This is a genomic window from Pseudomonas sp. TWR1-1-3, from assembly GCF_049896805.1.
GTDB lineage: Bacteria > Pseudomonadota > Gammaproteobacteria > Pseudomonadales > Pseudomonadaceae > Aquipseudomonas > Aquipseudomonas bubulae.
This window is the reverse complement of the sequence record NZ_JAFCUZ010000002.1, coordinates 358,010-381,774: the sequence shown is the minus strand read 5'-3', so window position 1 is coordinate 381,774 and position 23,765 is coordinate 358,010. Positions and strand designations below refer to the sequence as shown.

The 23,765-nt window shown below is 59.8% G+C and carries 24 protein-coding genes; 13 read left to right on the top strand and 11 right to left on the bottom strand.

Features of this window, described 5'->3' with window-relative positions; genetic code table 11:
- Positions 1 to 118: 118 nt before the first annotated feature.
- The 3 genes from ACP7BE_RS09265 (at position 119) to ACP7BE_RS09255 (ending at position 3,797) form a co-directional block, all read left to right on the top strand.
- A complete protein-coding gene (locus ACP7BE_RS09265) occupies positions 119 to 796 on the top strand; it encodes a response regulator (protein WP_426105613.1) in 678 nt (225 codons plus the stop codon).
- Positions 793 to 2,139, top strand: a complete 1,347-nt coding sequence (locus tag ACP7BE_RS09260) for an ATP-binding protein (RefSeq protein ID WP_426105611.1) — start codon at positions 793 to 795, stop codon at positions 2,137 to 2,139. Before ACP7BE_RS09265 ends, ACP7BE_RS09260 begins: the two co-directional genes overlap by 4 nt.
- A gap of 323 nt (positions 2,140 to 2,462) precedes the next feature.
- Complete coding sequence (locus ACP7BE_RS09255) at positions 2,463 to 3,797, top strand: dicarboxylate/amino acid:cation symporter (protein WP_095003057.1); 1,335 nt, start codon at positions 2,463 to 2,465, stop codon at positions 3,795 to 3,797.
- 50 nt (positions 3,798 to 3,847) lie between these two features.
- On the opposite strand, the gene ACP7BE_RS09250 is transcribed toward ACP7BE_RS09255, so the two are convergent.
- Both ACP7BE_RS09250 and ACP7BE_RS09245 read right to left on the bottom strand, forming a co-directional pair.
- Complete coding sequence (locus ACP7BE_RS09250) at positions 3,848 to 4,342, bottom strand: SprT family zinc-dependent metalloprotease (protein ID WP_095019416.1); 495 nt, start codon at positions 4,340 to 4,342, stop codon at positions 3,848 to 3,850.
- Between the two features lie 145 nt (positions 4,343 to 4,487).
- Entirely contained in the window at positions 4,488 to 5,090 is a 603-nt protein-coding gene (locus ACP7BE_RS09245; RefSeq protein ID WP_095003059.1) for a Yip1 family protein, read from the bottom strand.
- A gap of 268 nt (positions 5,091 to 5,358) precedes the next feature.
- Between ACP7BE_RS09245 and ttcA the strand changes: the two genes are divergently transcribed.
- Together ttcA and ACP7BE_RS09235 are read left to right on the top strand one after the other, a co-directional pair.
- A complete protein-coding gene (gene ttcA / locus ACP7BE_RS09240; RefSeq protein ID WP_095003060.1) occupies positions 5,359 to 6,183 on the top strand; it encodes a tRNA 2-thiocytidine(32) synthetase TtcA in 825 nt (274 codons plus the stop codon).
- A 19-nt stretch (positions 6,184 to 6,202) separates the two neighbouring features.
- Positions 6,203 to 6,874 (top strand): DNA-3-methyladenine glycosylase I, encoded by a 672-nt coding sequence (locus ACP7BE_RS09235; RefSeq protein ID WP_095020929.1) that lies wholly within the window; start codon positions 6,203 to 6,205, stop codon positions 6,872 to 6,874.
- An 81-nt stretch (positions 6,875 to 6,955) separates the two neighbouring features.
- On the opposite strand, the gene ACP7BE_RS09230 is transcribed toward ACP7BE_RS09235, so the two are convergent.
- Genes ACP7BE_RS09230 through arsC form a run of 3 tightly spaced genes read right to left on the bottom strand, consistent with a single transcriptional unit; the run spans position 6,956 to position 8,311 of the window.
- Positions 6,956 to 7,363: a DUF2069 domain-containing protein gene (locus ACP7BE_RS09230; RefSeq protein WP_095003062.1), complete on the bottom strand. Its 408-nt coding sequence runs from the start codon at positions 7,361 to 7,363 to the stop codon at positions 6,956 to 6,958.
- A complete protein-coding gene (gene wrbA, locus ACP7BE_RS09225; protein ID WP_426105607.1) occupies positions 7,356 to 7,961 on the bottom strand; it encodes an NAD(P)H:quinone oxidoreductase in 606 nt (201 codons plus the stop codon). The genes ACP7BE_RS09230 and wrbA overlap by 8 nt, the downstream gene beginning before the upstream one ends.
- Positions 7,958 to 8,311 (bottom strand): arsenate reductase (glutaredoxin), encoded by a 354-nt coding sequence (gene arsC / locus ACP7BE_RS09220; protein WP_095019417.1) that lies wholly within the window; start codon positions 8,309 to 8,311, stop codon positions 7,958 to 7,960. Before arsC ends, wrbA begins: the two co-directional genes overlap by 4 nt.
- Positions 8,312 to 8,437: 126 nt before the next feature.
- Here arsC and ACP7BE_RS09215 point away from each other — a divergent pair, with 126 nt between their 5' ends.
- Entirely contained in the window at positions 8,438 to 8,902 is a 465-nt protein-coding gene (locus ACP7BE_RS09215; protein WP_095003065.1) for a TlpA family protein disulfide reductase, read from the top strand.
- A gap of 86 nt (positions 8,903 to 8,988) precedes the next feature.
- On the opposite strand, the gene ACP7BE_RS09210 is transcribed toward ACP7BE_RS09215, so the two are convergent.
- The 4 genes from ACP7BE_RS09210 to ACP7BE_RS09195 form a co-directional block, all read right to left on the bottom strand.
- On the bottom strand, positions 8,989 to 9,393 hold the full coding sequence (locus ACP7BE_RS09210; protein WP_095003066.1) for an META domain-containing protein: 405 nt from the start codon (positions 9,391 to 9,393) through the stop codon (positions 8,989 to 8,991).
- Complete coding sequence (locus tag ACP7BE_RS09205) at positions 9,390 to 9,827, bottom strand: hypothetical protein (RefSeq protein WP_095003067.1); 438 nt, start codon at positions 9,825 to 9,827, stop codon at positions 9,390 to 9,392. The genes ACP7BE_RS09210 and ACP7BE_RS09205 overlap by 4 nt, the downstream gene beginning before the upstream one ends.
- 51 nt (positions 9,828 to 9,878) lie before the next feature.
- On the bottom strand, positions 9,879 to 10,868 hold the full coding sequence (locus ACP7BE_RS09200; protein WP_095003068.1) for a 2-hydroxyacid dehydrogenase: 990 nt from the start codon (positions 10,866 to 10,868) through the stop codon (positions 9,879 to 9,881).
- 134 nt (positions 10,869 to 11,002) lie between these two features.
- Entirely contained in the window at positions 11,003 to 13,768 is a 2,766-nt protein-coding gene (locus ACP7BE_RS09195) for a response regulator (RefSeq protein WP_169916885.1), read from the bottom strand.
- A gap of 202 nt (positions 13,769 to 13,970) precedes the next feature.
- On the opposite strand from ACP7BE_RS09195, the gene ACP7BE_RS09190 reads away from it, so the two are divergent.
- From ACP7BE_RS09190 to ACP7BE_RS09160, 7 genes are all read left to right on the top strand, one after another.
- On the top strand, positions 13,971 to 14,699 hold the full coding sequence (locus ACP7BE_RS09190; RefSeq protein WP_095019419.1) for a response regulator transcription factor: 729 nt from the start codon (positions 13,971 to 13,973) through the stop codon (positions 14,697 to 14,699).
- Positions 14,689 to 16,050: a sensor histidine kinase gene (locus tag ACP7BE_RS09185; RefSeq protein ID WP_095003071.1), complete on the top strand. Its 1,362-nt coding sequence runs from the start codon at positions 14,689 to 14,691 to the stop codon at positions 16,048 to 16,050. The genes ACP7BE_RS09190 and ACP7BE_RS09185 overlap by 11 nt, the downstream gene beginning before the upstream one ends.
- Positions 16,051 to 16,294: 244 nt before the next feature.
- A complete protein-coding gene (gene cysM, locus ACP7BE_RS09180; protein WP_095003072.1) occupies positions 16,295 to 17,197 on the top strand; it encodes a cysteine synthase CysM in 903 nt (300 codons plus the stop codon).
- A complete protein-coding gene (gene rlmD / locus ACP7BE_RS09175; RefSeq protein WP_426105601.1) occupies positions 17,197 to 18,549 on the top strand; it encodes a 23S rRNA (uracil(1939)-C(5))-methyltransferase RlmD in 1,353 nt (450 codons plus the stop codon). The genes cysM and rlmD overlap by 1 nt, the downstream gene beginning before the upstream one ends.
- A 118-nt stretch (positions 18,550 to 18,667) precedes the next feature.
- Positions 18,668 to 20,923 carry a GTP diphosphokinase gene (gene relA, locus ACP7BE_RS09170; protein WP_095003074.1) on the top strand — a complete coding sequence of 752 codons (2,256 nt, stop codon included), beginning with the start codon at positions 18,668 to 18,670 and terminating at the stop codon, positions 20,921 to 20,923.
- Between the two features lie 123 nt (positions 20,924 to 21,046).
- A complete protein-coding gene (gene mazG / locus ACP7BE_RS09165) occupies positions 21,047 to 21,880 on the top strand; it encodes a nucleoside triphosphate pyrophosphohydrolase (RefSeq protein WP_095003075.1) in 834 nt (277 codons plus the stop codon).
- Positions 21,881 to 21,902: 22 nt separating this feature from the next.
- Positions 21,903 to 22,448: a DUF2058 domain-containing protein gene (locus ACP7BE_RS09160; RefSeq protein WP_019827734.1), complete on the top strand. Its 546-nt coding sequence runs from the start codon at positions 21,903 to 21,905 to the stop codon at positions 22,446 to 22,448.
- Between the two features lie 153 nt (positions 22,449 to 22,601).
- Here the strand turns inward: ACP7BE_RS09160 and ACP7BE_RS09155 are convergent, their stop codons facing one another.
- A complete protein-coding gene (locus ACP7BE_RS09155; protein ID WP_016779856.1) occupies positions 22,602 to 22,784 on the bottom strand; it encodes a hypothetical protein in 183 nt (60 codons plus the stop codon).
- A gap of 266 nt (positions 22,785 to 23,050) precedes the next feature.
- A complete protein-coding gene (locus ACP7BE_RS09150) occupies positions 23,051 to 23,764 on the bottom strand; it encodes a DUF3108 domain-containing protein (protein ID WP_095003076.1) in 714 nt (237 codons plus the stop codon).
- Position 23,765 lies beyond the last annotated feature (1 nt).

Genomic DNA, 23,765 nt, shown 5'->3' with positions numbered 1-23,765 from the left:
CGGGGCTTGGCCCGGCTGTGCAATTGTTCAGAGTATGTTCAGGGCACACAACTTACTGTGTGGCTAGGCTGTATGGGACACACGTCCTTCGAGACGCGGATTGGCTTGGGAGAGCGCGATGAAATTGCTGGTGGTTGAAGATGAGGCGTTGCTGCGCCATCACTTGCAAACCCGTCTGACAGAAAGTGGCCATGTGGTCGAAGCGGTGGCTAATGCCGAAGAGGCGCTGTACCAGACCGAACAGTTCAATCATGACCTGGCGATGATTGACCTGGGTTTGCCGGGGCTCGGTGGCCTGGAACTGATTCGCCAGTTGCGTGCCCGGGGCAAGACGTTTCCGATCCTGATTCTCACCGCCCGTGGCAATTGGCAGGACAAGGTCGAAGGGCTGGCAACGGGCGCTGACGACTATGTGGTCAAGCCCTTTCAGTTCGAAGAGCTGGATGCGCGGCTCAATGCCTTGCTGCGCCGCTCCAGTGGCTTTACCCAGCCGACGATAGTGGCGGGGGCGCTGGTGCTGGACATCAACCGCAAGCAGGCGGTGCTCGACGGCGAGCCGCTGGCGCTGACCGCTTATGAATACCGGATTCTTGAATACCTGATGCGCCATCACCAGCAAGTGGTGGCCAAGGACCGACTGATGGAACAGCTGTACCCGGATGACGAGGAGCGTGATCCGAATGTGATCGAGGTGCTGGTCGGGCGCCTGCGACGCAAGCTGGAGGGGGCAAACGGCTTTAAGCCAATCGATACGGTGCGCGGCCTGGGGTACTTGTTTACTGAGCGCTGCCGATGATTCGTTCGCTTCGCGTTCGATTGATGCTGGCGGCAACCCTGTTGGCCGTGTTGTTTATGCTGGCGCTGTTGCCGGCGATGCAGGGAGCGTTCAGTCTGGCGCTCAAGGACGCCATAGAGCAGCGCCTGGCGTCAGATGTCACCACGCTGATTTCAGCGGCAAAGATGGAAAAGAACCGCCTCAAGATGCCGGCGTTGCTGCCCGATGAGCAGTTCGATCTGCCGGACAGCCGTGTGCTGGGTTATATCTATGACCGCGACGGGCACCTGGTGTGGCGCTCGCGGGCCACTCAGGAAGAAACCATCAATTACCGGCCGCGCTACGACGGGCGCGGCAACGAGTTTGCGAGCATTCGCGAAGACAACGGCGAAGAGTTTTTTGTCTATGACGTCGAGGTCAAACTGCTCGGTGGCAAAAGTGCGGCCTTCAGCTTTGTCGCCCTGCAGCCGATGCGCGAGTACAACCTGACGCTCGAAGGGTTGCGGGAAAATCTTTATCTGGGGTTCGGCGCAGCTTTGATTGTGCTGCTGGCATTGCTATGGATTGGTCTGACGTGGGGGTTACGTGCCTTGCGACGTTTGAGTCAGGAACTGGATGAAATCGAAACCGGCGAGCGCGACAGCCTCAGCGAGCAGCACCCGCGTGAGCTGCTGCGCCTGACCGGCTCGTTGAACCGCTTGCTGCAAAGCGAGCGCGAACAGCGCTCACGTTATCGCGATTCTCTTGATGACCTGGCCCACAGCCTGAAAACCCCGCTGGCGGTATTGCAGGGTGTGAGCGAAAGCATGGCCCAGCGCCCGGCTGACCGTGAACAGGCCTGGGTCCTGCAAAGCCAGATCGAGCGCATGAACCAGCAAATCGGCTATCAGTTGCAGCGTGCCAGCTTGCGCAAGAGTGGCCTGGTACGTCACCAGGTCGAACTGCTGCCGGTGGTACAGAGCTTGTGCAATACGCTGGACAAGGTCTATCGCGACAAGGGGGTCAAGGTCAGCTATGACATCCCTGAGCTGAGCCATGTGCCGATCGAGCAGAATGCCTTGTTGGAATTACTGGGCAACTTGCTGGAAAACGCCTACAGGCTGTGCTTGAGCCAGGTACGTATCAGCCTGCACCGTAACGTTCACGGCATTGAGGTCTGCGTCGAAGATGACGGTCCTGGAGTGCCGCCGGATCAGCGTGCGCGCATCCTGCAGCGCGGCGAACGGCTTGACCGCCAGCATCCGGGGCAGGGCATTGGCCTGGCAGTGGTCAAGGACATCATTGAAAGCTATGACGCCACCTTGACCCTGGAAGATTCATCGTTGGGCGGCGCGGCGTTCAGGATTTATTTCCCGGCGGGCTAATCGACGAACCCTGGTAGCTGCTACGGGAGTACGTGGGGTTCAGGCGGATATCCGCCACCTTCTGCGTTTCAACACGCCCAATGGGCGGAATCCCGCCAAACCCTGACCTGCAAAATATATAAGAATTTTCCTTCAAACTCAGGCGCCATGGGCTATTGCGCGGCATTTGCGCAATGTGGCCCACGGCTTGCAATAAGTGCGAGAGGGCTGCCGTAAGAGCAGCCCCAAAAACAAATCCCTCCAAGTACAGGAGGGTTCGCGCTTTAGGTGTCACCAGTCTCAGACGGAATGATGATTGAGTGATGCACTTGAGGAACTTTGCAATGACGACTCGTCAGCCACTGTACAAATCCCTGTATGTGCAAGTAATCGTAGCGATCGCTATCGGTATCTTGTTGGGCCATTACTACCCGGAAACCGGTGTTGCCCTCAAGCCGTTGGGTGATGGCTTTATCAAACTGATCAAGATGGTCATCGCGCCCATTATTTTCTGTACGGTGGTGAGCGGTATTGCCGGCATGCAGAGCATGAAATCGGTCGGCAAAACCGGCGGCTATGCCTTGCTCTACTTCGAAGTCGTGTCGACTATCGCGCTGTTGATCGGCCTGGTCGTGGTTAACGTGGTTCAGCCTGGCGCAGGCATGCATATTGACGTGTCGACCCTGGATGCCAGCAAAATTGCCGGTTACGTGTCGGCAGGTGCAGACCAGAGCATCGTAGGCTTTATCCTCAACGTGATCCCGTCGACCATTGTTGGCGCCTTCGCCAATGGCGATATCCTGCAAGTGCTGATGTTCTCGGTGATTTTCGGTTTCGCCCTGCATCGCCTGGGTGCCTACGGCAAGCCGGTACTGGACTTTATCGATCGCTTCGCTCACGTGATGTTCAATATCATCAACATGATCATGAAGCTGGCGCCCCTCGGTGCGCTGGGCGCAATGGCCTTCACCATCGGCGCTTACGGCGTAGGCTCGCTGGTTCAGCTGGGTCAGTTGATGATCTGCTTCTACATCACTTGCGTGCTGTTCGTGCTGATCGTGCTGGGCGGTATTGCCCGCGCTCACGGTTTCAGCGTTTTGAAGCTGATCCGCTACATCCGTGAAGAGCTGCTGATCGTACTGGGTACGTCCTCGTCGGAATCGGCCCTGCCACGCATGCTGGTGAAAATGGAGCGCCTGGGCGCGAAGAAATCGGTAGTGGGTCTGGTGATCCCGACCGGTTACTCATTCAACCTCGACGGTACTTCGATCTACCTGACCATGGCGGCCGTGTTTATCGCCCAGGCGACTGACACCCATATGGATATCACGCATCAGATCACTCTGTTGCTGGTGCTGTTGCTGTCGTCCAAAGGTGCTGCTGGCGTCACCGGTAGTGGTTTTATCGTACTGGCGGCAACCCTGTCGGCTGTAGGGCACTTGCCGGTAGCCGGTCTGGCGCTGATCCTGGGTATCGACCGCTTCATGTCCGAAGCCCGCGCCCTGACCAACCTGATCGGTAACGCGGTAGCAACCCTGGTGGTGGCCAAGTGGGTCAAGGAACTGGACACCGACACCCTGCAAACCGAGCTGAACTCTGGCGGCCGTCCGCTGGAGGATACCCGTCCGCAAGATGATCTGGGTGTGGCTGAAGGCCCGGCCCCGGTGTTGCTCAAGTAAGTTTGAGTGGATAAAAAAACCCGTCTTCGGACGGGTTTTTTTATGCCTGCTCATTCGACCCGGGTCAGGCCGCTGAACACCAGGGGGTTGCGGCAGCGTCGACACAGGTAGCCGCGGCCTTGTTTGACCAAAGCGTGACGCTGGGCCGAGAACGGGAAGTCGCTGTCAGGGCAGGGGCAACGGTAGATATAGCGGGTGGCGCTGCGACGCTTGATGGCGTAGGTATGACAGCGATTGGGCGGCAGTTCGTACACCCCGCGCATGATCAGTTGCCATTCTTCGCCGTGGGGCGAGATGCGCTCGCCAAACAGTTGATGGGCAACCAGGTGCGCCACTTCATGGGGGACGGTCTGCTTGAGGAAGTCTTCGCTGTTTTCACGGTACAGCTGCGGGTTGAAGCGCAGCAGGTTTTCATGCAAATGGGCGACCCCGGCTTTTTGCCCGCGCAGTTTGAAACTGACGACGGGGCGTTTGAAGGGGCGTTTGAAAAACACTTCGGCCTGTTGGAAACAGTCTTCGACGCGGGTATTGAGCAGCTCGGGCATGCGGTTCGGTTCTCCAGAGCCGGCGATTATGCCGCAAGCGCTGGGGTTGCGAACCTGTTGGCGCCCAATGGTCTTCATGAGCCCGTGGAAGCGAGCCTGATCGCGAACAGCAATCACGAGCAGGTTCGCTTCCACGGGTTGTGGCCTAGTTGGTGTAGATCGGCCCGACGCCCAGGCCCCAGACGATCACGGTGAAGGCCATGATCGCCACCAGCACCACCAGGCCCACCGCCAGCACCGAGCTGGAAAACAGGAAGCCTTCGTCCGGGTCGATGCTCATAAAGGTAGGCAGGCCCACGTACAGCAGGTACACCGTGTAGCAAATGGCAGCGGTGCCTACCATCATGCCCAGCCACATATGCGGATACAGCGCCGCCAGCCCGCCGATAAACAGCGGGGTGGCCGTGTAGGTGGCAAAGGCCACGCATCGCGGCAGGCTGGGTTGTGCATCGTAGGTACGGGCCATCCAGTGAATGAATGCGCCCATCACGGCCACGCCCACCAGCATGGCGGCGTAGGACAGCAGGGTCATCCACAGGGCGCTGTCCAGTGTCAGCATCACCGGCGCGCGGTTACCGATTACCCAGCCCACCTGGGTAGTGCCAATAAATGCAGAAATGGCCGGAATCGCTGCCAGAATTAACGTGTGCGTGAAATACATATGGCCGATGCTTTCTTCGGCATCACCACGGATTTCGCGCCACTCTTTATCGGGGTGGGTGAAAAGGCCCACAACGTGATGGATCATGGCTGTCGCTCCTGTATAAGACGCATCGCCCCCAGTGGGACGCGTGCCGGTCGCGCAGCCAGAACGTATTGAGAAGCAGACAGGCGTGCGGCCTTGATGACAAGTATAGGAAACCTGCCGCCCCATAACCTCGGCTCCTTAGAGCTTATTGTGCTGTCAGAGGCGGTCTTATCGCATTGGCGTCTTTAGGCAGGCAAGGGGTTCGTTGACCGGGTATTTTTCGGTAAAATCCCCGGCTTTTGGTCTTAACTCGCGGAATTGAAGCGCTATGGGCACTCACTCGGTCTCTCAAATCAAACTCCAGAAACGCCTGCGTCGATTGACCGGTGAGGCAATTGCCGATTTCAACATGATCGAGCATGGCGACAAGGTGATGGTCTGCCTGTCGGGCGGCAAGGACAGCTACACCCTGCTTGATGTGTTGCTGCACCTGCAGAAAGTCGCGCCGATCCAGTTCGAGATCGTGGCCGTGAACATGGACCAGAAGCAGCCGGGTTTCCCCGAGGACGTGCTGCCGGCTTATCTAAAGTCGCTGGGTGTGGAATACCACATCGTTGAAAAAGACACTTACTCGGTGGTCAAGGAGCTGATCCCCGAAGGCAAGACCACCTGCTCGCTGTGTTCGCGCCTGCGTCGCGGCACCCTGTACACCTTTGCCGATGAAATCGGTGCGACCAAGATGGCACTTGGGCATCATCGCGATGATATCGTCGAAACCTTCTTCCTCAACATGTTCTTCAATGGCAGCCTCAAGGCGATGCCGCCCAAGCTGCGCTCCGATGACGGGCGCAATGTGGTGATTCGTCCGCTGGCGTACTGCAACGAGAAGGATATCCAGGCCTATTCCGACTGGCAGCAGTTCCCGATCATCCCGTGCAACCTCTGTGGCTCCCAGGAGAACCTGCAGCGCCAGGTGGTCAAGGACATGCTCCAGGAGTGGGACCGCAAGACGCCGGGCCGCACCGAGAGTATCTTTCGCAGCCTGCAGAACGTGATCCCGTCTCAGTTGGCGGACCGTAACCTGTTTGATTTCGCGAGCCTGAAGATCGACGAAAGCGCAACGCCGCGTTTCGTCAACCTGCTCAATCTGTAAATTGCCGAGAGGAGAGGGCATGCGCGACTACAAATGGCTGCACGAATACTGTCTGAACCGCTTTGGTTCGTCAGCCGCACTTGAAGCCCAATTGCCTGTCCCGAGAACTGCGGAGCAGTTGCGCCATATCAGCGATGATCGCTACCTGTCGACCCTGGCCCTGCGGGTGTTCCGTGCCGGGCTCAAACACAGTGTGGTTGATGCCAAGTGGCCGGTATTTGAAGAGGTTTTTTTCGGTTTCGACCCGGAGAAAGTCGTGCTGATGGGCGCCGAGCATCTGGAGCGGTTGATGCAGGATGCGCGGATCATTCGCCATCTGGGCAAGCTTAAAAGCGTGCCACGCAATGCCCAGATGGTGCTCGACATTGCCCACGAGTACGGCAGTTTTGGCGCGTTTATCGCCCAGTGGCCAGTGACTGATATCGTCGGTTTGTGGAAGTACCTGGCCAAGCATGGGCATCAGTTGGGTGGTTTGTCGGCTCCACGCTTTTTACGCATGGTTGGCAAGGACACCTTTGTGCCAAGTTATGACGTGGTGGCCGCGCTGAACGCGCAGAAGCTGGTGGACAAGGCACCCACCAGCCTGCGTGACCTGGCGATTGTGCAGAACGCCTTCAACCAGTGGCACGCCGAAAGTGGCCGGCCGATGTGCCAGCTGTCACAGATGCTGGCGTTTACGGTGAATCACTAAGCCGCCGAGCAACTTCAATTGTGGGAGCGAGCCTGCTCGCGAAGGCCGTTCGCGAGCAAGCCCGCTCCCACAACAGCTGCATCACTCGCCGCTCAGGCGTCGATCCAGCTGGTAGCGCCAGCGCACAAACAGCAATGCACTGACAAATACCGCCACGCTGGCGGCGATCTCCAGCAGGCCGAACACCTGGCGGTTCGGGTCGAATGCCGCCAGCGCGCCCTTGATCAGGTACAGGTTGACCACATAGCAGGTGAACGAGTGCCCACGGGGGCTGCCCATCAGCATACCGGGTACCACAAACATCAAGGGCACCAGCTCGATCAGCAGGATCACCCACGGGCGCGCGCCGTGCAGGTTGGCAAACATCAGGTAATAAACACACAGCAGGGCGATCAGGCCAAAGAAGCACGCCAGGCTCACTACCCGCATCAGCCTTACCCGCGGCTGCAGCCACTCGATGGGCGGCAGCACTTTTGGCTTTTTAGCCACGGTTGCTCTCCAGTTTGCGGGCAATGGTGGCCAAACGCTGACCCAAGGCCCGGCACAGGGCGATTTCGTTCTCGTCCAGCCCGCGTTTGCCGTCGGCACCTGCGTGATGGCTCGGGCCATAGGGCGTTCCGCCTGCCGTGGTGTGCAGCAGGGCCGATTCGCTGTAGGGCAGGCCGGTGACCAGCATGCCGTGGTGCATCAGTGGCAGCAGCATCGACAGCAAGGTACTTTCCTGGCCGCCATGCAGGCTGGCAGTGGAGGTGAACACACCGGCCGGCTTGCCCACCAGCGCGCCGGTCAGCCACAGGTTGCTGGTGCCATCCAGGAAGTACTTGAGCGGTGCGGCCATGTTGCCGAAACGCGTCGGGCTGCCCAGGGCCAGCCCCGAGCAGTTTTTCAGGTCGTCGAGGCTGGCGTACATCGCGCCTTCGTCCGGAATGGCAGGGGCCACGGCTTCACATTCGGCAGAAATGGCCGGCACTGTGCGCAGGCGCGCCTCGAGGCCGCCCTGTTCGATGCCACGGGCAATTTGCCGGGCCATTTCGCTGGTCGAACCGTTGCGGCTGTAGAACAGAACCAGAATATAAGGCGCACTCACGACAGGATCTCCAGGACTTTTTCCGGTGGGCGACCAATCACGGCTTTGTCGCCTGCGACCAGGATCGGCCGCTCGATCAACTTGGGATGTGCAGCCATGGCGTCGATCAGTTGCGCGTCAGTGAGACCGCTGTCTGCCAGGTTGAGGGCCTTGTACTCGTCTTCGCCGCTGCGCAGCAATTGCCGTGCGCTGATGTTCAGCTTGGCCAGCAGGTCGCGCAGTTGGGCGGCGCTCAGCGGCGTTTCGAGGTAGCGCACCACGGTAGGGGTCAGGCCGCGGGCTTCGAGGAGTTCGAGCGCACCGCGGGATTTCGAGCAGCGCGGGTTGTGATAAAGCGTCAGATCGGTCATGTGCGGGTCGCATCTTGCGTAAGGTGGCGGCTATTCTACCTGCCTGACGGGCGCGCCTGAACCGTATGCGGTAAATGGCCGCTCGCTGATGTATTTTTGTATGTATTTACCGGGAAGGATCAACGCATGTTTAAGCGACTCATGGCAGCAGTTACCGTCTGCGCCACATTATTGCTGGCCGGCTGCGGAAATGATTATGGGGTCGATCAGCACGGACAGAAGATCGCCTCGGAGCGTCTGGACAAGCAATGGAAGGTCATCAACTACTGGGCCGAGTGGTGTGGCCCGTGTCGTATCGAGATTCCTGAACTCAACTCGCTGGAAAAACAGCTGCAGGGGCAGTCGGTGGGAGTGTTCGGGGTCAACTACGATGGTTTGCAGGGCAAGGAGCTGAGCGACGCGAGTACCGCGCTGGGCATCACCTTTACCGTGCTGGCGCAGGATCCGGCGGAGGTGTTCGATTTGCCACGCAGCGAAGCCTTGCCGGTGACTTATATCCTGGATGAGAAAGGCAAGGTGCGGGCAACGTTGATGGGCGAGCAGACCGCGGCCGGTGTGTTGGCGAAGATCAAGGAATTGAGAGGGGCCTGAGTCGAAGCCATCGCGAACAAACCCGCTCCCACAGGCTGGCACCAGTCTGTGGGAGCGGGCTTGCTCGTGATTCAAGCGCCGCGGTATCAGCCTTCTTCAGGCCAAAGCCGCAGCGGCTTGCCCTGTTCAGGCCAGAATCGCACCTGCTCGATCGGCGATATGTCCCAGCGCTGTACGGTCTGCAAGGCCTCGAAGAATCGCTGCTCCTGCTCCATCAACGCCGGCGCACAGGCCTTGCGGGTGCTGCCTACGCCACCAAAGGTCAGCTTGTCGCCGTCGAGGGTGTAAGGTGCGAACCAATGGTTGCAACCGCCACTGCCATAGGCCCGACCAGCATCGTCCAGGGTGACGGTCAGGTGGCTGTTGTCGATCAGCGGTCGTTCGCCGATCCACTCCAGCACGTAGGTGTGGTTTTGCTGCAACTTCACCGGATCACCCGCACACCCCGTCAGGCTTGCGCCCAGCACGGCCAGCAGGATCAAGCGTTTCATTGCGCGGCCTTTTGGCATTGCGGGCACAGGTGCTTGCTGCCTTCAGTGCTCCAGCCCAGCTCGGCAATCCGCGCCGTGGCTGCGGGCTTTTGCGCCTTGGTGCCGAGTTTGGCGTCGACTGCGAACTCGAACTTCAGCTCTTTGGCGCAAGCATCGCAGTTGACCTGCCATTCATGAATCGCCAATTCGCCGAACACCGGCCCTTTGGTGACGGCAACCCACTGGCCACGCGGGTTGATCAGGTGGCGCACCTTGTCGACGCTCAAACGCATGGACAAGGTCTTGCTGCCCTTGAGGGACACAATCAGCACATCACCGGCTTGAATCGAGCCGCCGTTGCCGGTGACTTGATACAGGCCCGGCGCCAGAGCGCGGCATTCAATCAGGGTGTGCTGCGGGTTAAGCAGGCTGTAGCGGAAATCGTGTTCGACCATGGGTCCTCCAAGTAAGTCGCTATGCTAGCACGCAGGCATCAAAGTCCAGACTCAACCTTCGATCAGGTTTTGCGCCGTACCGTTTCTCCAGGCTGCGATATTGCTCAAGGTCGTGCTGGCAATTGCATTCAGCGCCTCGCGGGTCAGAAACGCCTGATGGGCCGTGATGATCACATTGGGGAAGGTCAGCAGCCGGGCCAGCACGTCATCCTGCAAGGGCAGGTCGGAGCGGTCCTCGAAGAACAGTTGGGCCTCTTCTTCGTACACATCCAGCCCAAGATATCCCAATTGGCCACTTTTCAGCGCCTCAATCAGCGCCGGCGTGTCGACCAGCGCCCCCCGTCCGGTGTTGATCAGCATGGCACCGTGCATGAGGGTGGCCAGGCTGGTGGCGTTGATCAGGTGCTTGTTGTCTGCGGTCAACGGGCAGTGCAGGGAAATGATATGCGAACCGGCCAGCAGTTCGGGCAGGCTGACGTAGCGAGCGCCCAGCGCCAGCAGTTCGGCGTTTGGATAAGGGTCGAAGCACAGCAGCTTGCAGCCAAAACCGGCCATGATCTTGCCGAACGTGGCGCCGATCTGGCCGGTGCCCACCACGCCCACGGTCTTGCCCACCAGATCGAAACCGGTCAGCCCGTGCAGAGTGAAGTCGCCTTCGCGGGTGCGGTTGTAGGCGCGGTGCAAGCGGCGGTTGAGCGCCAGGATAAGGGCCACGGCATGTTCGGCGACGGCGTGGGGGGAGTACGCGGGTACGCGCACCACACTCAGGCCCAGGCGTTTGGCGGCGGGCAGATCCACATGGTTGTAGCCGGCCGAGCGCAGGGCGATCAGGCGGGTGCGGCCAGCAGCCAGTTGCTCCAGTACCGGGGCGCTGAGGTCGTCGTTGATAAACGGACAGATCACTTCGTAGTCATGAGCCAGTGCTACGGTGTCCAGGGTCAGGCGCGCGGGCTGGAAATGCAGCTCGTTACCGTCGTCTTGTGCGGCCGCGATGAAACTGTCGCGGTCGTAGGTCTGGCTGCTGAAAAGAATCGTGCGCATGGGGTCTTCCTTGGTCTGTAACTACAAATCGGCTTTTGTGGGAGCGGGCTTGCTCGCGATGGCATCACGGCGGTTTACCTGACATACCGCGCCGCCCGAATCGCGAGCAAGCCCGCTCCCACACCATGATTTTTCTATGCAGTACTGCGTGCTTCTTTGGCCAGGCGTGTGATGGCCTGATCTAGCTCGTCGAGGGCGGCGACGGCGTTGGGGCTTGCCTGCTTGAGCAGGGTCTCGCTGCGCTGGCAGGCCGCACGCAATTGCGGTACGCCGCAGTAACGGGTTGCGCCGTGCAAGCGGTGGACGCGCTCGATCAATGCGTTGTTGTCTCTGGCCTCACGGGCCTGGCGGATAGCGTCGCGGTCGGCTTCCAGCGAAGCCAGCAGCATGGCCAGCATGTCGATGGCCAGGTCCGCCTTGCCTGCCGCCAGTCGCAGCCCCTCATCGTGGTCGAGGACGAGCAGTTGCGTGGTGTGACGGGCCGGTTCGTGCGAGTTGTCGCTGGCCTGATTGCGCAAGGCCAAGCCCGTCCACTTCAACACCACTTGGGCCAACTGCCGTTCGCTGATCGGTTTGGTCAGGTAGTCGTCCATGCCGCTTTGCAGCAAGGCGCGTTTTTCGTTGGCCATGGCGTGGGCTGTGAGTGCAACGATCGGCAGCGGCGTACAGTGGCGCTCGCTTTCCCACTGGCGCAGGACTTCGGTGGTCTCGCGCCCGTCCATGCCGGGCATTTGCACATCCATCAGCACCAGATCGAAATCGTGTGCCTTGACCGCATCAATGGCGGCATAACCGCTGTCCGCTGCAGTCACCTTGGCGCCCATGCCTTCAAGCAGGGTTTGCACCAGCAGCAGATTGGCCGGGTTGTCATCCACACACAGAATGCGCGGCGCGCGGCTGGCCAGCGGTTCGCCGGGTTCGCTGCGGGTTTGTCGCGGGCTGACCAGATCGGCCAGGGCCCGACGCAGTTTGCGGGTGCAGGCGGGTTTGGCCTGGAGCTGGCTGTGGGGGTTGTCCACCACCGCGTTGAACAGGCCCTGCTCGGTGGTCGGGCACAGAACCAGTACCTTGCAACCCAGGTGCTCGAGATCCCAGATGTGCTGGTTGAGACGCTCTGGCGGGGTGTCATTGGCCGTTACGCCCAGAACTGCCAGATCAATAGCCTGGGCGGTCTGGTGAGCGCCGGTCACACAATTGGTGAGGTTTTCCAGAGTAGTGCAGGGCGTGACTTCCAGGCCGCAGTCTTCCAGTTGATGGTGCAGGGCCTGGCGGGCCAGGTCGTGTTTTTCCAGGATGGCTACGCGCCGGCCCAGCAGCGGCGCGCCGGGCAAGTCTTCGACATCATCGCGAGCCTTGGGCAGCCTGACGCTGATCCAGAATACCGAGCCTTCGCCAGGGGTGCTTTCAACGCCGATTTCGCCGCCCATCTGTTCGACCAGTCGCTTGGAAATCACCAGCCCCAACCCGGTGCCGCCGGGCTGGCGAGACAGTGAGTTGTCAGCCTGGCTGAAAGCCTGGAACAGGGCGCGGATATCCTGGGCGGTCAGGCCGATGCCGGTGTCCTGCACGCTGATGCGCAGTTGCACACTGCCGTCGGTTTCATTTTCGTCCTGGTCTTCAAGCATGGCCCGCACCGCGATGGTGCCCTCGCGGGTGAACTTGATGGCGTTGTTGATCAGGTTGGTGAGGATTTGCTTGAGCCGCAGCGGGTCGCCGATCAGCGACAGCGGGGTGTCGCGATACACCAGGCTGACCAGTTCCAGGCCCTTGTCGTGGGCCGAAGGGGCGAGGATGGTCAGGGTGTCCTGCAGCAGGTCGCGCAAATTGAACGGAATGCTGTCGAGCACCAGCTTGCCGGCTTCGATTTTCGAAAAATCGAGAATCTCGTTGATGATGCCCAGCAGGTTGTCGGCCGATTTTTCGATGGTGTTCAGGTAGTCGAACTGGCGCGGGGTCAACTCGCTTTTTTGCAGCAGGTGGGTAAAACCGAGGATACCGTTGAGCGGGGTGCGGATTTCGTGGCTCATGTTGGCCAGAAACTCGGACTTTATACGGCTGGCCTCCAGGGCTTCCTTGCGGGCCAGATCGAGTTCAAGGTTCTGGATTTCGATGGTTTCGAGATTCTGGCGCACGTCTTCGGTGGCCTGGTCGACGCTGTGCTGCAGTTCTTCCTGGGCATTGTGCAGGGTTTCGGCCATGCGGTTGATGCCCGAGGCCAGTTCGTCAAGTTCGTGGCTGCCCAGTGGCGGCAGGCGGGTTTCCAGATGCCCGTCCTTGAGCTGGGCCACGGCTTGTTTGATTTGCCCCAGCGGTGCGTTGATGGTGCGGCTCATGCGCAAGGCCAGCAGGGTGGTCAGCACCAGCCCGGTGACGATCAGCAACAGGCTGGCAAACAGGTTGCGATAGCTGCGCAGCAGCATGCCGTTATGGGACAGCTCCAATTCGACCCAGCCCAGCAGGCGATGGGCTTCGTTAGGGATCACATCCCCGGCCAGGTTGCGATGGCGGCCAAATACGGGCAATAAATAGCGCGTGGCATCGTTGTCGGTGCGCTGTTGCAGATGGGTACTGCTGCCCAGTGGAGCCTGATTGAGCATGATCGGCCCGGCATGGGCCAGCGGTTCGTGGTTGGCGTTGAGGAACGCCACGGCGCGCACATCCTGTTGTTCCAGAGATTCGGTGGCGATACGGGCCAGCAATGCGGTGTCGTGGCGCCCCATGGCGGGGGCGACCAGGGGGGCGAGTTGTTCGGCGATCATTTCCCCGCGCTGCAACAGTTGCGATTGCAGTTCGGACTGTTGCAGCCAGGTGAAATAGCCGCCGAGCACGCTTGCCATCAAACTGACGGGCAATAGCGTTAACAGCAATACGCGGCCTTTGATACCGAGGTTTTTAAGCACACAACTCTCCAGCCCTGCATTCTTTTAAGAGTGATCCGGGCTTCCCGCCCGGATCAGGTGGCAGTGTAGCCATATGGTGCCCGGCAAATCTTTGAAAATTTGCCATCAATTTCGGTTTATCAGACGGGGTAAAGCCCGTGCCGGTTGCCCGCAGGGGCTCAATCTTGAATAATCGCCGATTGAGAATTACTTGCAGACGCTAATGAATCCCGTAGCTGTTAGCCCCTCGCGCCTACTGACCATTGAAGACGACCCCGTTCTGGGCGCCTATCTGCACGAGCAGCTGGGGCGTTGCGGGTTTGACGTTATCTGGTGCCAGAATGGCCTGGAAGGTCTGGCCCGTGCCCGCCAGGAGCACTTTGACGTGGTGCTGATGGATATCCTGCTGCCCGGCATGAATGGCTTGCAGGTGCTGACGCAACTGCGTCAGACCCACGCCTTGCCGGTGATCCTGATGTCGGCGCTGGGTGCCGAGGCCGACCGTATCAGCGGTTTCCAGCTGGGCGCCGATGATTATTTGCCCAAGCCGTTCAGCATGGCCGAGCTGCGGGTGCGCATTCAGGCCATCCTGCGTCGAGTGGCCCTGGATCGCATGCCTGGCGCCCCAACGGTGCAGGAACTGCCACCGGCCGAGAGCGGTTTGCTGTTCGACGACGAGGCGTGCGATGTGCGCCGGGGCGAGCAATGGGCCGGGTTGACCCGCAGCGAGTTCCGTCTGCTCGATACCCTGCAGCGCAATGCCGACGAAGTGTTGAGCAAGGCCTTTCTCTATCAGCAGGTCTTGCAGCGCGGATATGCAGCCCATGACCGCAGCCTGGACATGCATATCAGCCAGATCCGGCGAAAGCTCAAAACTATCGGCTATTACCAGCATGAAGTACGCACGGTGTGGGGCAAGGGCTATGTCCTTAGTGCCAGCGATGCCCCGTAAGGTGCCCGGCAAGAATTCGGTGTTCTGGAAGCTGGCGTGTTTGCTGGTGGTTTTCTGCTTGCTGATGATCTGGCTCAGTTGGTCCTGGGGTCGCTATATGGACAAGCGCACCGGCTTTTTGTCCGAGCAGGCCCACGGCACCCTGGTGCGCTATGCCGGTGAGGCCGAGCGCGCCTGGGAGAGCGCTCAGCAAGCCGGCGTCGACCAGTGGTTGCAGGGTATGGGGCACAGGGAGCCGGGCTGGGTCGGGGTGATTGGTCAGGACCTGCAGTCGCTGAGCAGCTACCCGCTGAGTGATCGAGAAAGTGAGCGGCTGACCTTTTTGCGCGGCCTGGACTGGCCCATCAGCCATATCAAGACGGCGCGGCCATGGATAAAGGTGCCCTTTCCCCGCGACCCGTCGGCGGGCAGCCTGGTGATCGAGTTGCCGCAACGCTTTATGCCCGGGCGCTCCCAGGTGATCTGGCGGATTGTCACCAACGGCGTAATTCCTGGCTTGTTGACCCTGTTGCTGTGCGTGGGCCTGTACCGCGTGCTGATCGTGCCGCTTAACCATCTTCGCGAACAGGCCAATGCCTGGCGGGCTGATCAACTGGGGGCGCGGCTATCGAGCCAGATCACCAGCCGCCAGGACGAACTTGGTGAGCTGGCGCGGGCGTTCGATCAGATGTCCGAGCGCTTGCAGAGTACGGTCTCGCAACAGCAGCAATTGCTCCGCGACTTGTCCCATGAGCTGCGCACGCCCTTGAGCCGTTTGCGGGTAGCCTGTGACAGCGAGCAGGGGGGCGAGGCCTTGCGTGAGCGCCTGGGCCGTGAAGTCGACGGCATGCAACGGCTGGTCGAAGACACCTTGCAACTGGCCTGGCTGGATGCCGAGCGCGGGCCGCTGCCGGTGGAAGACATTCAGGTGCAGGCGCTGTGGGAGATGCTCACCGAAAACGCCCGCTTTGAAAGTGGCTGGCCGCAATCGCGACTGCCTTGTCTGGTGGATGAGCATTGCTGGGTGCGCGGGCATCTCAACAGCCTGGCTCAAGCCATGGAAAATATCCTGCGCAATGCCATTCGCCATTCACCACCCGAGGGTATCGTCAGCCTTGATGGCCGGCGCGAAGGCAATATGTGGCACCTGTGGCTCGATGACCAGGGCGCAGGTGTGGCACCTGAAGAACTGGAGCGGATCTTTGCGCCTTTTACCCGCCTTGATGGCTCGCGTCCCGGCGATGGCGGCTTTGGTCTGGGCCTGAGTATTGCGCGCAATGCCCTGCGGCTGCAGGGTGGCAGTTTGTGGGCAGAGAACCACGGCGGCGGGTTGCGGGTGCATGTTCGTTTGCTTGCCGGACATGCCGCTTAAACGCTCAGGCCGCGGCTGTATAGACATCCCTGTGGGAGCGGGCTTGCCCGCGATGGTATCAGTCCGTTTTACCTGACAGATCGCGGCGTCAGAATCGCGGGCAAGCCCGGCTCCCACAGGAATTATTGTGATGGGCTTGCGGCGCTTATAGCCTTTAACCATAAGCACCGTACTTTGCGTGATATGGGCTGTCGGCGTTTGTCGGTATGATGTGCGACCCCGCGGTCTGGATTGCGAATACGCCATGACATTGCAGTACCCAACTATCGCCGATTGCGTCGGCAACACTCCACTGGTGCGCTTGCAGCGCCTGGCTGGAAACACTACCAACACCTTGTTGCTCAAGCTCGAAGGGAACAACCCTGCAGGCTCGGTCAAGGACCGTCCGGCTCTGTCGATGATTGCCCGCGCCGAAGCGCGCGGCCAGATCCAGGCTGGCGATACCCTGATTGAAGCCACCTCGGGCAATACCGGGATTGCCCTGGCCATGGCCGCGGCGATCAAGGGCTACAAGATGATCCTGATCATGCCCGACAATTCCAGCGCCGAGCGCAAGGCTGCCATGACCGCCTACGGTGCCGAGCTGATCCTGGTCAGTCAGGAAGAGGGCATGGAAGGCGCCCGCGACCTGGCCGACAAGATGCAGGCCCAGGGCCTGGGCAAGGTGCTCGACCAGTTTGCCAACGGTGACAACCCCGAGGCTCACTACACCGGTACGGGCCCGGAAATCTGGCGTCAGACCAACGGTACCATCACCCACTTCATCAGTTCGATGGGTACTACCGGTACCATCATGGGCGTGTCGCGCTACCTCAAGGAGCAAAACCCGGGCGTGCAGATCGTCGGTTTGCAGCCGATGGAAGGCGCTGCCATTCCGGGCATCCGCCGCTGGCCGACCGAGTACTTGCCCAAGATCTACCAGGCCGACCGCGTAGACCGCATCGTCGACATGGCCCAGCGCGAAGCCGAAGACGTCACCCGCCGACTGGCCCGTGAAGAAGGCATTTTCTGTGGTGTGTCCTCGGGCGGGGCGGTGGCAGCGATGCTGCGCCTGAACCAGGAAGTCGAAAACGCGGTGATGGTCGCGATCATTTGTGACCGAGGCGACCGTTATCTGTCGACCGGCATTTACGATGCGCCCAACTGATGGCCAAGCAAGAGAGAGGCCTGCGCTTCCAGCCTGCTGGCGGCACCAAGGCTGCGCAAGTGCCTGCGGGCAAGAAACAGCGTTTGAATATCGAGCGCCTGGCCAACGACGGCCGCGGTATTGCCTTTATTGAAGGGCGTACCTGGTTTGTTTCGGGGGCTCTGGCCGGTGAAGAAGTCGAAGCCCGGGTGCTGGGTGCCCATGGCAAGATCGTTGAAGCCCGTACCGAGCGTGTTTTCAAGGCCAGCGAGATCCGTCGCCAGGCACCCTGTGCCCATGCGGGCAAGTGCGGCGGCTGCAGCGTGCAGCATTTGCCCCATGAAGAGCAGCTTGCACTGAAACAGCGCATGCTCGCCGAGCAACTGTCCCGCGTGGCCGGTGTCGAACCTCAAGAGTGGGCAGCGCCGCTGACCGGTCCCGAGTTTGGCTACCGCCGCCGGGCACGTATCGCCGTGCGCTGGGACGCGCGGGCCAAGCACCTGGACGTGGGTTTCCGTGCTGCTGGCAGCCAGGACATCGTCGCCATCGATCACTGTTTGGTTCTGGTACAGGCTTTGCAACCTATCATGACCGGGCTGCCCGCCATGTTGGGTCAACTGGGCAACCCCAAGGCACTGGGCCACGTGGAGTTGTTCAGTGGTTCGGCGATTGCGGTTTTGCTGCGCCATATGGCGCCGCTGAGTGCTGCCGACATGCAGGTTCTTGAGGCATTTTGCATTACCCATAACGCCCAATTGTGGCTGCATGGCGAAGGCGAGCCACAGCCGGTCGATTTGACCCGGGCCTTGGGCTATCGTCTGGAAACATGGGATTTGCAGCTGGCGTATCGCCCCGGGGATTTTGTCCAGGTCAATGCCGGCGTCAACGAAGCCATGGTGGCTCAAGCCATAAAGTGGCTTGCGCCACAAGCTGACGAACGGATTCTTGACTTGTTCTGTGGGCTGGGTAACTTCGCATTACCACTGGCACAAAAAGCGCGTGAAGTCGTGGCTGTTGAAGGTGTTGCGACCATGGTCGAACGCGCCGCGCAAAACGCGGTCAGTAACAGCCTGCATAATGCAGTGTTTTTTCAGGCCGACCTGTCACAGCCGCTGGTGGATGCAACCTGGGCCAAAGCCGGCTTCAGTGCCGTACTGCTTGATCCGCCTCGCGACGGCGCTTATGAAGTGGTACGAAAGTTGTCTGGCCTGGGTGCCAAACGTTTGGTGTATGTGTCGTGCAACCCGGCAACTCTGGCGCGCGACACGGTTGAACTGATTAAACAGGGTTACCGGTTAAAACGTGCCGCAATCCTCGACATGTTCCCGCAAACAGCGCATGTCGAGGCGATGGCGTTATTTGAAGCAGACTAGGATGTCTGTCTATTTCAACGGGCCCGCAACCCGCGACGCTATGCCCTGTAGCGCGCGGTTGGGATCAGGGCCTGTGATTTCGGCGCATTGAACCTGCGCTGTAGGGAAGGTAAGCAAGATGGTACAGGTCAGAGCACACCAGCCGATCAACACCGACGGCAGTCTCAACCTCGAGGCATGGCTGGATCATGCGGTGAGTGTCGATGTGGCGCTGGACCGTGAAGCCTTGAAAGAAGCGTGTGAGTTTGCACGCGAGGCCGAGCAGCAAGCCAATGCGGCGAAAAACCTGTGGGCCGAGGGCACCTCAAGCTTTCGTACCGGGTTGGAAATCGCCGAGATATTGGCCGATCTGAAACTGGATCAGGATTCCCTGGTTGCCGCGATTCTCTATCGTTGCGTGCGCGAAGGGCAGGTGCTGTTGCCTGCCGTCAGCCAGCGCTTCGGTCCGGTGGTGGCCAAACTGATTGATGGTGTACTGCGCATGGCGGCCATCAGTGCCAGCCTCAGCCCCCGTCAATCGATGGTGCTGGGCACCCAGGGCCAGGTCGAAAACCTGCGCAAGATGCTGGTTGCCATGGTTGATGACGTGCGCGTGGCACTGATCAAGCTGGCTGAACGTACCTGCGCGATTCGCGCAGTCAAAAACGCCCCGGACGAGAAGCGCAACCGCGTCGCTCGCGAGGTGTTCGATATTTATGCGCCATTGGCGCACCGCCTGGGCATCGGCCACATCAAGTGGGAGCTGGAGGACCTGTCCTTCCGCTATCTGGAGCCCGAGCAGTACAAACAGATCGCCACCTTGCTGCATGAGCGTCGCCTCGACCGTGAGCGTTTTATCAGCGATGTGATGAACCAGCTGCGTACCGAGCTGGAAGCCACCGGGGTGACTGATGCCGACATCAGCGGCCGGGCCAAGCATATCTACTCGATCTGGCGCAAAATGCAGCGCAAGGGCCTGGCCTTCAGCCAGATCTATGACGTGCGTGCCGTACGGGTACTGGTGCCGGAAATGCGCGACTGCTACACCGCGCTGGGCATCGTCCATACCCTGTGGCGGCATATCCCGAAGGAATTCGACGACTATATCGCCAACCCCAAGGAGAACGGCTACCGCTCGCTGCACACCGCCGTGATCGGGCCTGAAGGCAAGGTCCTGGAAGTGCAGATTCGCACCCATGCCATGCACGAAGAGGCCGAGCTGGGGGTTTGCGCGCACTGGCGCTACAAGGGCACTGACGTCAAGGCCGGGTCCAACCAGTACGAAGAGAAAATCTCGTGGCTGCGCCAGGTGCTGGAGTGGCACGAAGAACTGGGCGATATCGGTGGCCTGGCCGATCAGCTGCGCGTCGATATCGAGCCAGACCGGGTGTATATCTTCACCCCCGACGGTCACGCCATCGATCTGCCCAAAGGCGCGACGCCGCTGGACTTTGCCTACCGGGTTCACACCGAGATCGGCCACAACTGCCGTGGTGCCAAGATCAACGGGCGCATCGTGCCGCTCAACTACAGCCTGCAGACCGGTGAGCAGGTCGAGATCATCACCAGCAAGCATGGCACACCGAGCCGCGACTGGCTGAACCCGAACCTGGGCTATGTCACCACCTCGCGGGCGCGGGCGAAAATCGTCCACTGGTTCAAGTTGCAGGCGCGTGATCAGAACGTCGCTGCCGGCAAAACCATGCTCGAGCGCGAACTCGGCCGTTTGGGCCTGCCTGCGGTGGATTACGAGAAGCTCGCCGACAAGGCCAACATGCGAACCGCCGAGGACATGTACGCGGCGCTCGGGGCTGGCGACTTGCGCCTGGCGCAGTTGATCAACCTGGCCCAGCAACAGGTCGAGCCTGAGCGCGGCAGCGAGCAGATGGAGCTGATCCCGCGCAAGGCCACGGGCTACAAGCCGGGCAAGCGTGGAGACATCCAGATCGAAGGCGTCGGCAACCTGCTGACCCAGATGGCCGGGTGCTGTCAGCCGCTGCCGGGGGATGCGATTGTCGGTTACATCACCCAGGGCCGTGGCGTCAGCATTCACCGCCAGGACTGCGCCTCGGTGCTGCAACTGGGCAGTCGTGAGCCGGAGCGGATGATTCAGGTCAACTGGGGGCCGATCCCGGTCTCGACCTATCCGGTGGATATCGAAATCCGCGCCTACGATCGTTCGGGCTTGTTGCGTGATGTGTCGCAGGTGTTGCTCAACGAACGGATCAACGTGCTAGCGGTCAACACCCGCTCGAACAAGGAAAACAACACCGCGTTGATGACCTTGACCATCGAGATCCCGGGGCTGGATGCGCTGGGGCGTTTACTGGGGCGGATCTCGCAACTGCCGAACATCATCGAAACCCGCCGGATCGGGCGTAGTGAGCCGCGCTGATCCTTTGTGGTAGCGGGCTTGCTTGCGATTGCATCACCTCGGTGAGTCAGCTGTACCGGGGTGTTCATATCGCGAGCAAGCCGCTCCCACAGGGTGTGGTTAGCGTGTGCCAAAGGATTACAGATGTACAACCTCGACGACCTGCTGCACCTCATGGCCCGCCTGCGTGACCCGCAGTACGGCTGCCCGTGGGATATCAAGCAAACGTACGCCACTATCGTGCCTTATACCCTCGAAGAGGCCTACGAGGTCGCTGACGCCATTGAGCAGGGTGACTTCGAGCACCTGCAGGGCGAACTCGGCGATTTGCTGTTTCAAGTGGTGTATTACAGCCAGCTGGCTCGGGAAGAAGGCCGTTTCGAGTTTGCCGGGGTGATCGACAGCATTACCCGCAAGCTGATCCGCCGTCACCCCCATGTCTTTCCCACCGGTGACCTGTATGCGCCGCTGGATGTGCCGCGCTTGAGCGAAGAACAGGTCAAGGTACGCTGGGATGAGATCAAGGCCGAGGAGCGCGCAGAAAAGTCTACCGCCCCCGAGCAGTTGTCCTTGCTTGACGATGTGCCCGTCGCCTTGCCTGCCCTGTCCCGCGCCGCCAAGCTGCAAAAGCGCGCCGCCCAGGTCGGTTTTGACTGGCCAGCGGCATTGCCGGTGCTGGACAAGGTGCGTGAAGAGCTGGATGAAGTGCTGGAGGCCATGGCCGACAACGATTCGGCGGCCATTCATGACGAAATCGGCGACCTGCTGTTTTCCGTGGTCAACCTGGCCCGTCATCTTAAAGTGGACCCGGAAACCGCCTTGCGTGGTGCCAATGCAAAATTTGATCGACGTTTCCGGTTTATCGAGCAGGCATTGCGCGATACCCTGCGTCCCATTGAAAGTTGCACCCTTGAAGACCTGGACGCCCTGTGGGGTGAAGCCAAGCGCCAGGAAAAGAATTTGCCCAGCTGCGGCTGAGTTTGCCTAAGTGAGTAAGTAGATGAGCATTTCCCTACGCGACCAGTTGCTCAAAGCCGGACTGGTCAACGAGAAGCAGGCCAAGCAGGCCGGCAAAGAAAAACAGAAACAACAGCGTCTGGCCCACAAAGGCCAGATCGAACTGGACGACACCCAGCAGCGTCTGGCTGCCGAAGCCAAGGCCGAGAAGGTCAAGCGCGACCAGGAACTGAACCGCCAGCAGCAGGAGAAGGTCGAGCAAAAAGCCCGTGCTGCGCAGATCAAGCAATTGATCGAAGTATCACGTCTGCCCAAGCTGACCACTGAGGACTACTACAACTTCGTTGATGACAAAAAGGTCAAGCGCCTGTCGGTCAACACCCTGATGCGCAACAAGCTGGCCAATGGCTCGCTGGCGATCGTGCAGCACCAGGGCGGCTACGAAGTCATCCCCCGTGAAGCTGCACTGAAGATCCAGGAGCGCGATCCGCGCCGGATCGTGCAGCTGAATATCCTGGTTGAGCCGAAAACCCCGGAAGAAGACGATCCGTACGCGGCCTATCAGATCCCTGATGACCTGATGTGGTAGTGCTGGCATAACCTGTGGGAGCGAGCCTGCTCGCGAAAGCGTTCGCTGCTCTTCGCGAGCAGGCTCGCTCCCACAGAGTGTTGCGTTGGCGCATAACAAAACAAACCCCGCTTCGGCGGGGTTTGTGTTTTTCAAGACAGTAGTTTCTTCTGCTCAGGCCTGGCGTTTCTGCGCTTCCAGCTTTTCCAGCTCAGCCTTGTAGCTGTGAGCGTCGCTTTCGCGGTGGAACATGCCTACCAGTATGTCTTCTTGATGCACATCCCATAGGTGTACACCGTGGGCTACCAGTTGGTGGAACATACGTGAATCGTCGCGCTCAGTTACTTTGATAGTCATCTGCTTGCTCCAAATTCTGATGAGGGCCTGCGGCAAGGCGTCGCAGGACTTCTTTATAGAATCTGTTAGCTTCCTAAGTAAATAGCTGATTGTCGCGCTGTCATCTTGCAGAAAATCCTTAAACCCTGCAGCCCTTTAAGCACGGGGTGTTTACGGATTTGTTTAATAGTTTTATGAAAAATGTTTCATGTTTTTGGTGTGTTACAGATCAAAAAAACCTCGCCGAAGCGAGGTTTTTTTGAGGCTTGCAGCTAAAGGCTTGTCGCTTAGTTGCCCTTGACCGTTTTGCCATCCACCGTGCCGTCCAGCAGCATGATGTTGTATTCCTTGCCGTCTTTTTCGACCTGGCGCAGTTTGACCAGCAGCGAACCCCAGTTCTTGGCGAACCACATTTCAGTGATGCGCTTGTTCTGTGTCGGGTCGCGTACGCGCTCAACCTTGATTGCGTCGACCTTGCCAGCCTTGGTTTCAACCACTTCAGGGCCGATCACGCGAAAGTCATAGGTGTCGACGTCATTGCCATCTACCACCTGGTAGCTCATGGACTTTTTGCCGGCTTCTACGTCACGCTGCAGTGCCAGCTGGTAGGTGGACTTGTCGAGCATGCCGCTGAGCAAGGGTACTTTGACAGCGTCGCCCTGATCGGTGCCGGTGACCATCTTGGCCGCCCAGTCGAAATCCAGATCGATCTTCTTGGCTTTTCCCAGGCCGCCACGTTCAAAGTGGTAGGTCAGCGGAATCAGCGTGCTTTTCTCGATTTTGAGGGTGCTTTCTTCGTTCAGGCTGGCTACCAGCATTGAAGCCTTGAAGTTCAAGGTCCAGATACCGTTGTCACCCTTGGTCAGGCTGCGCTCGGCAGAACCGCTCATGGGCAGCTGTTTCCAGTCTGCGGTGTAGCTGGCCTTGAAAGGCTGAAGATCGGCCGCTTGGACTGCTGGAATAGCCAGCAGGCTAAGGGCGAGAAGCAGGGCACGACGCATA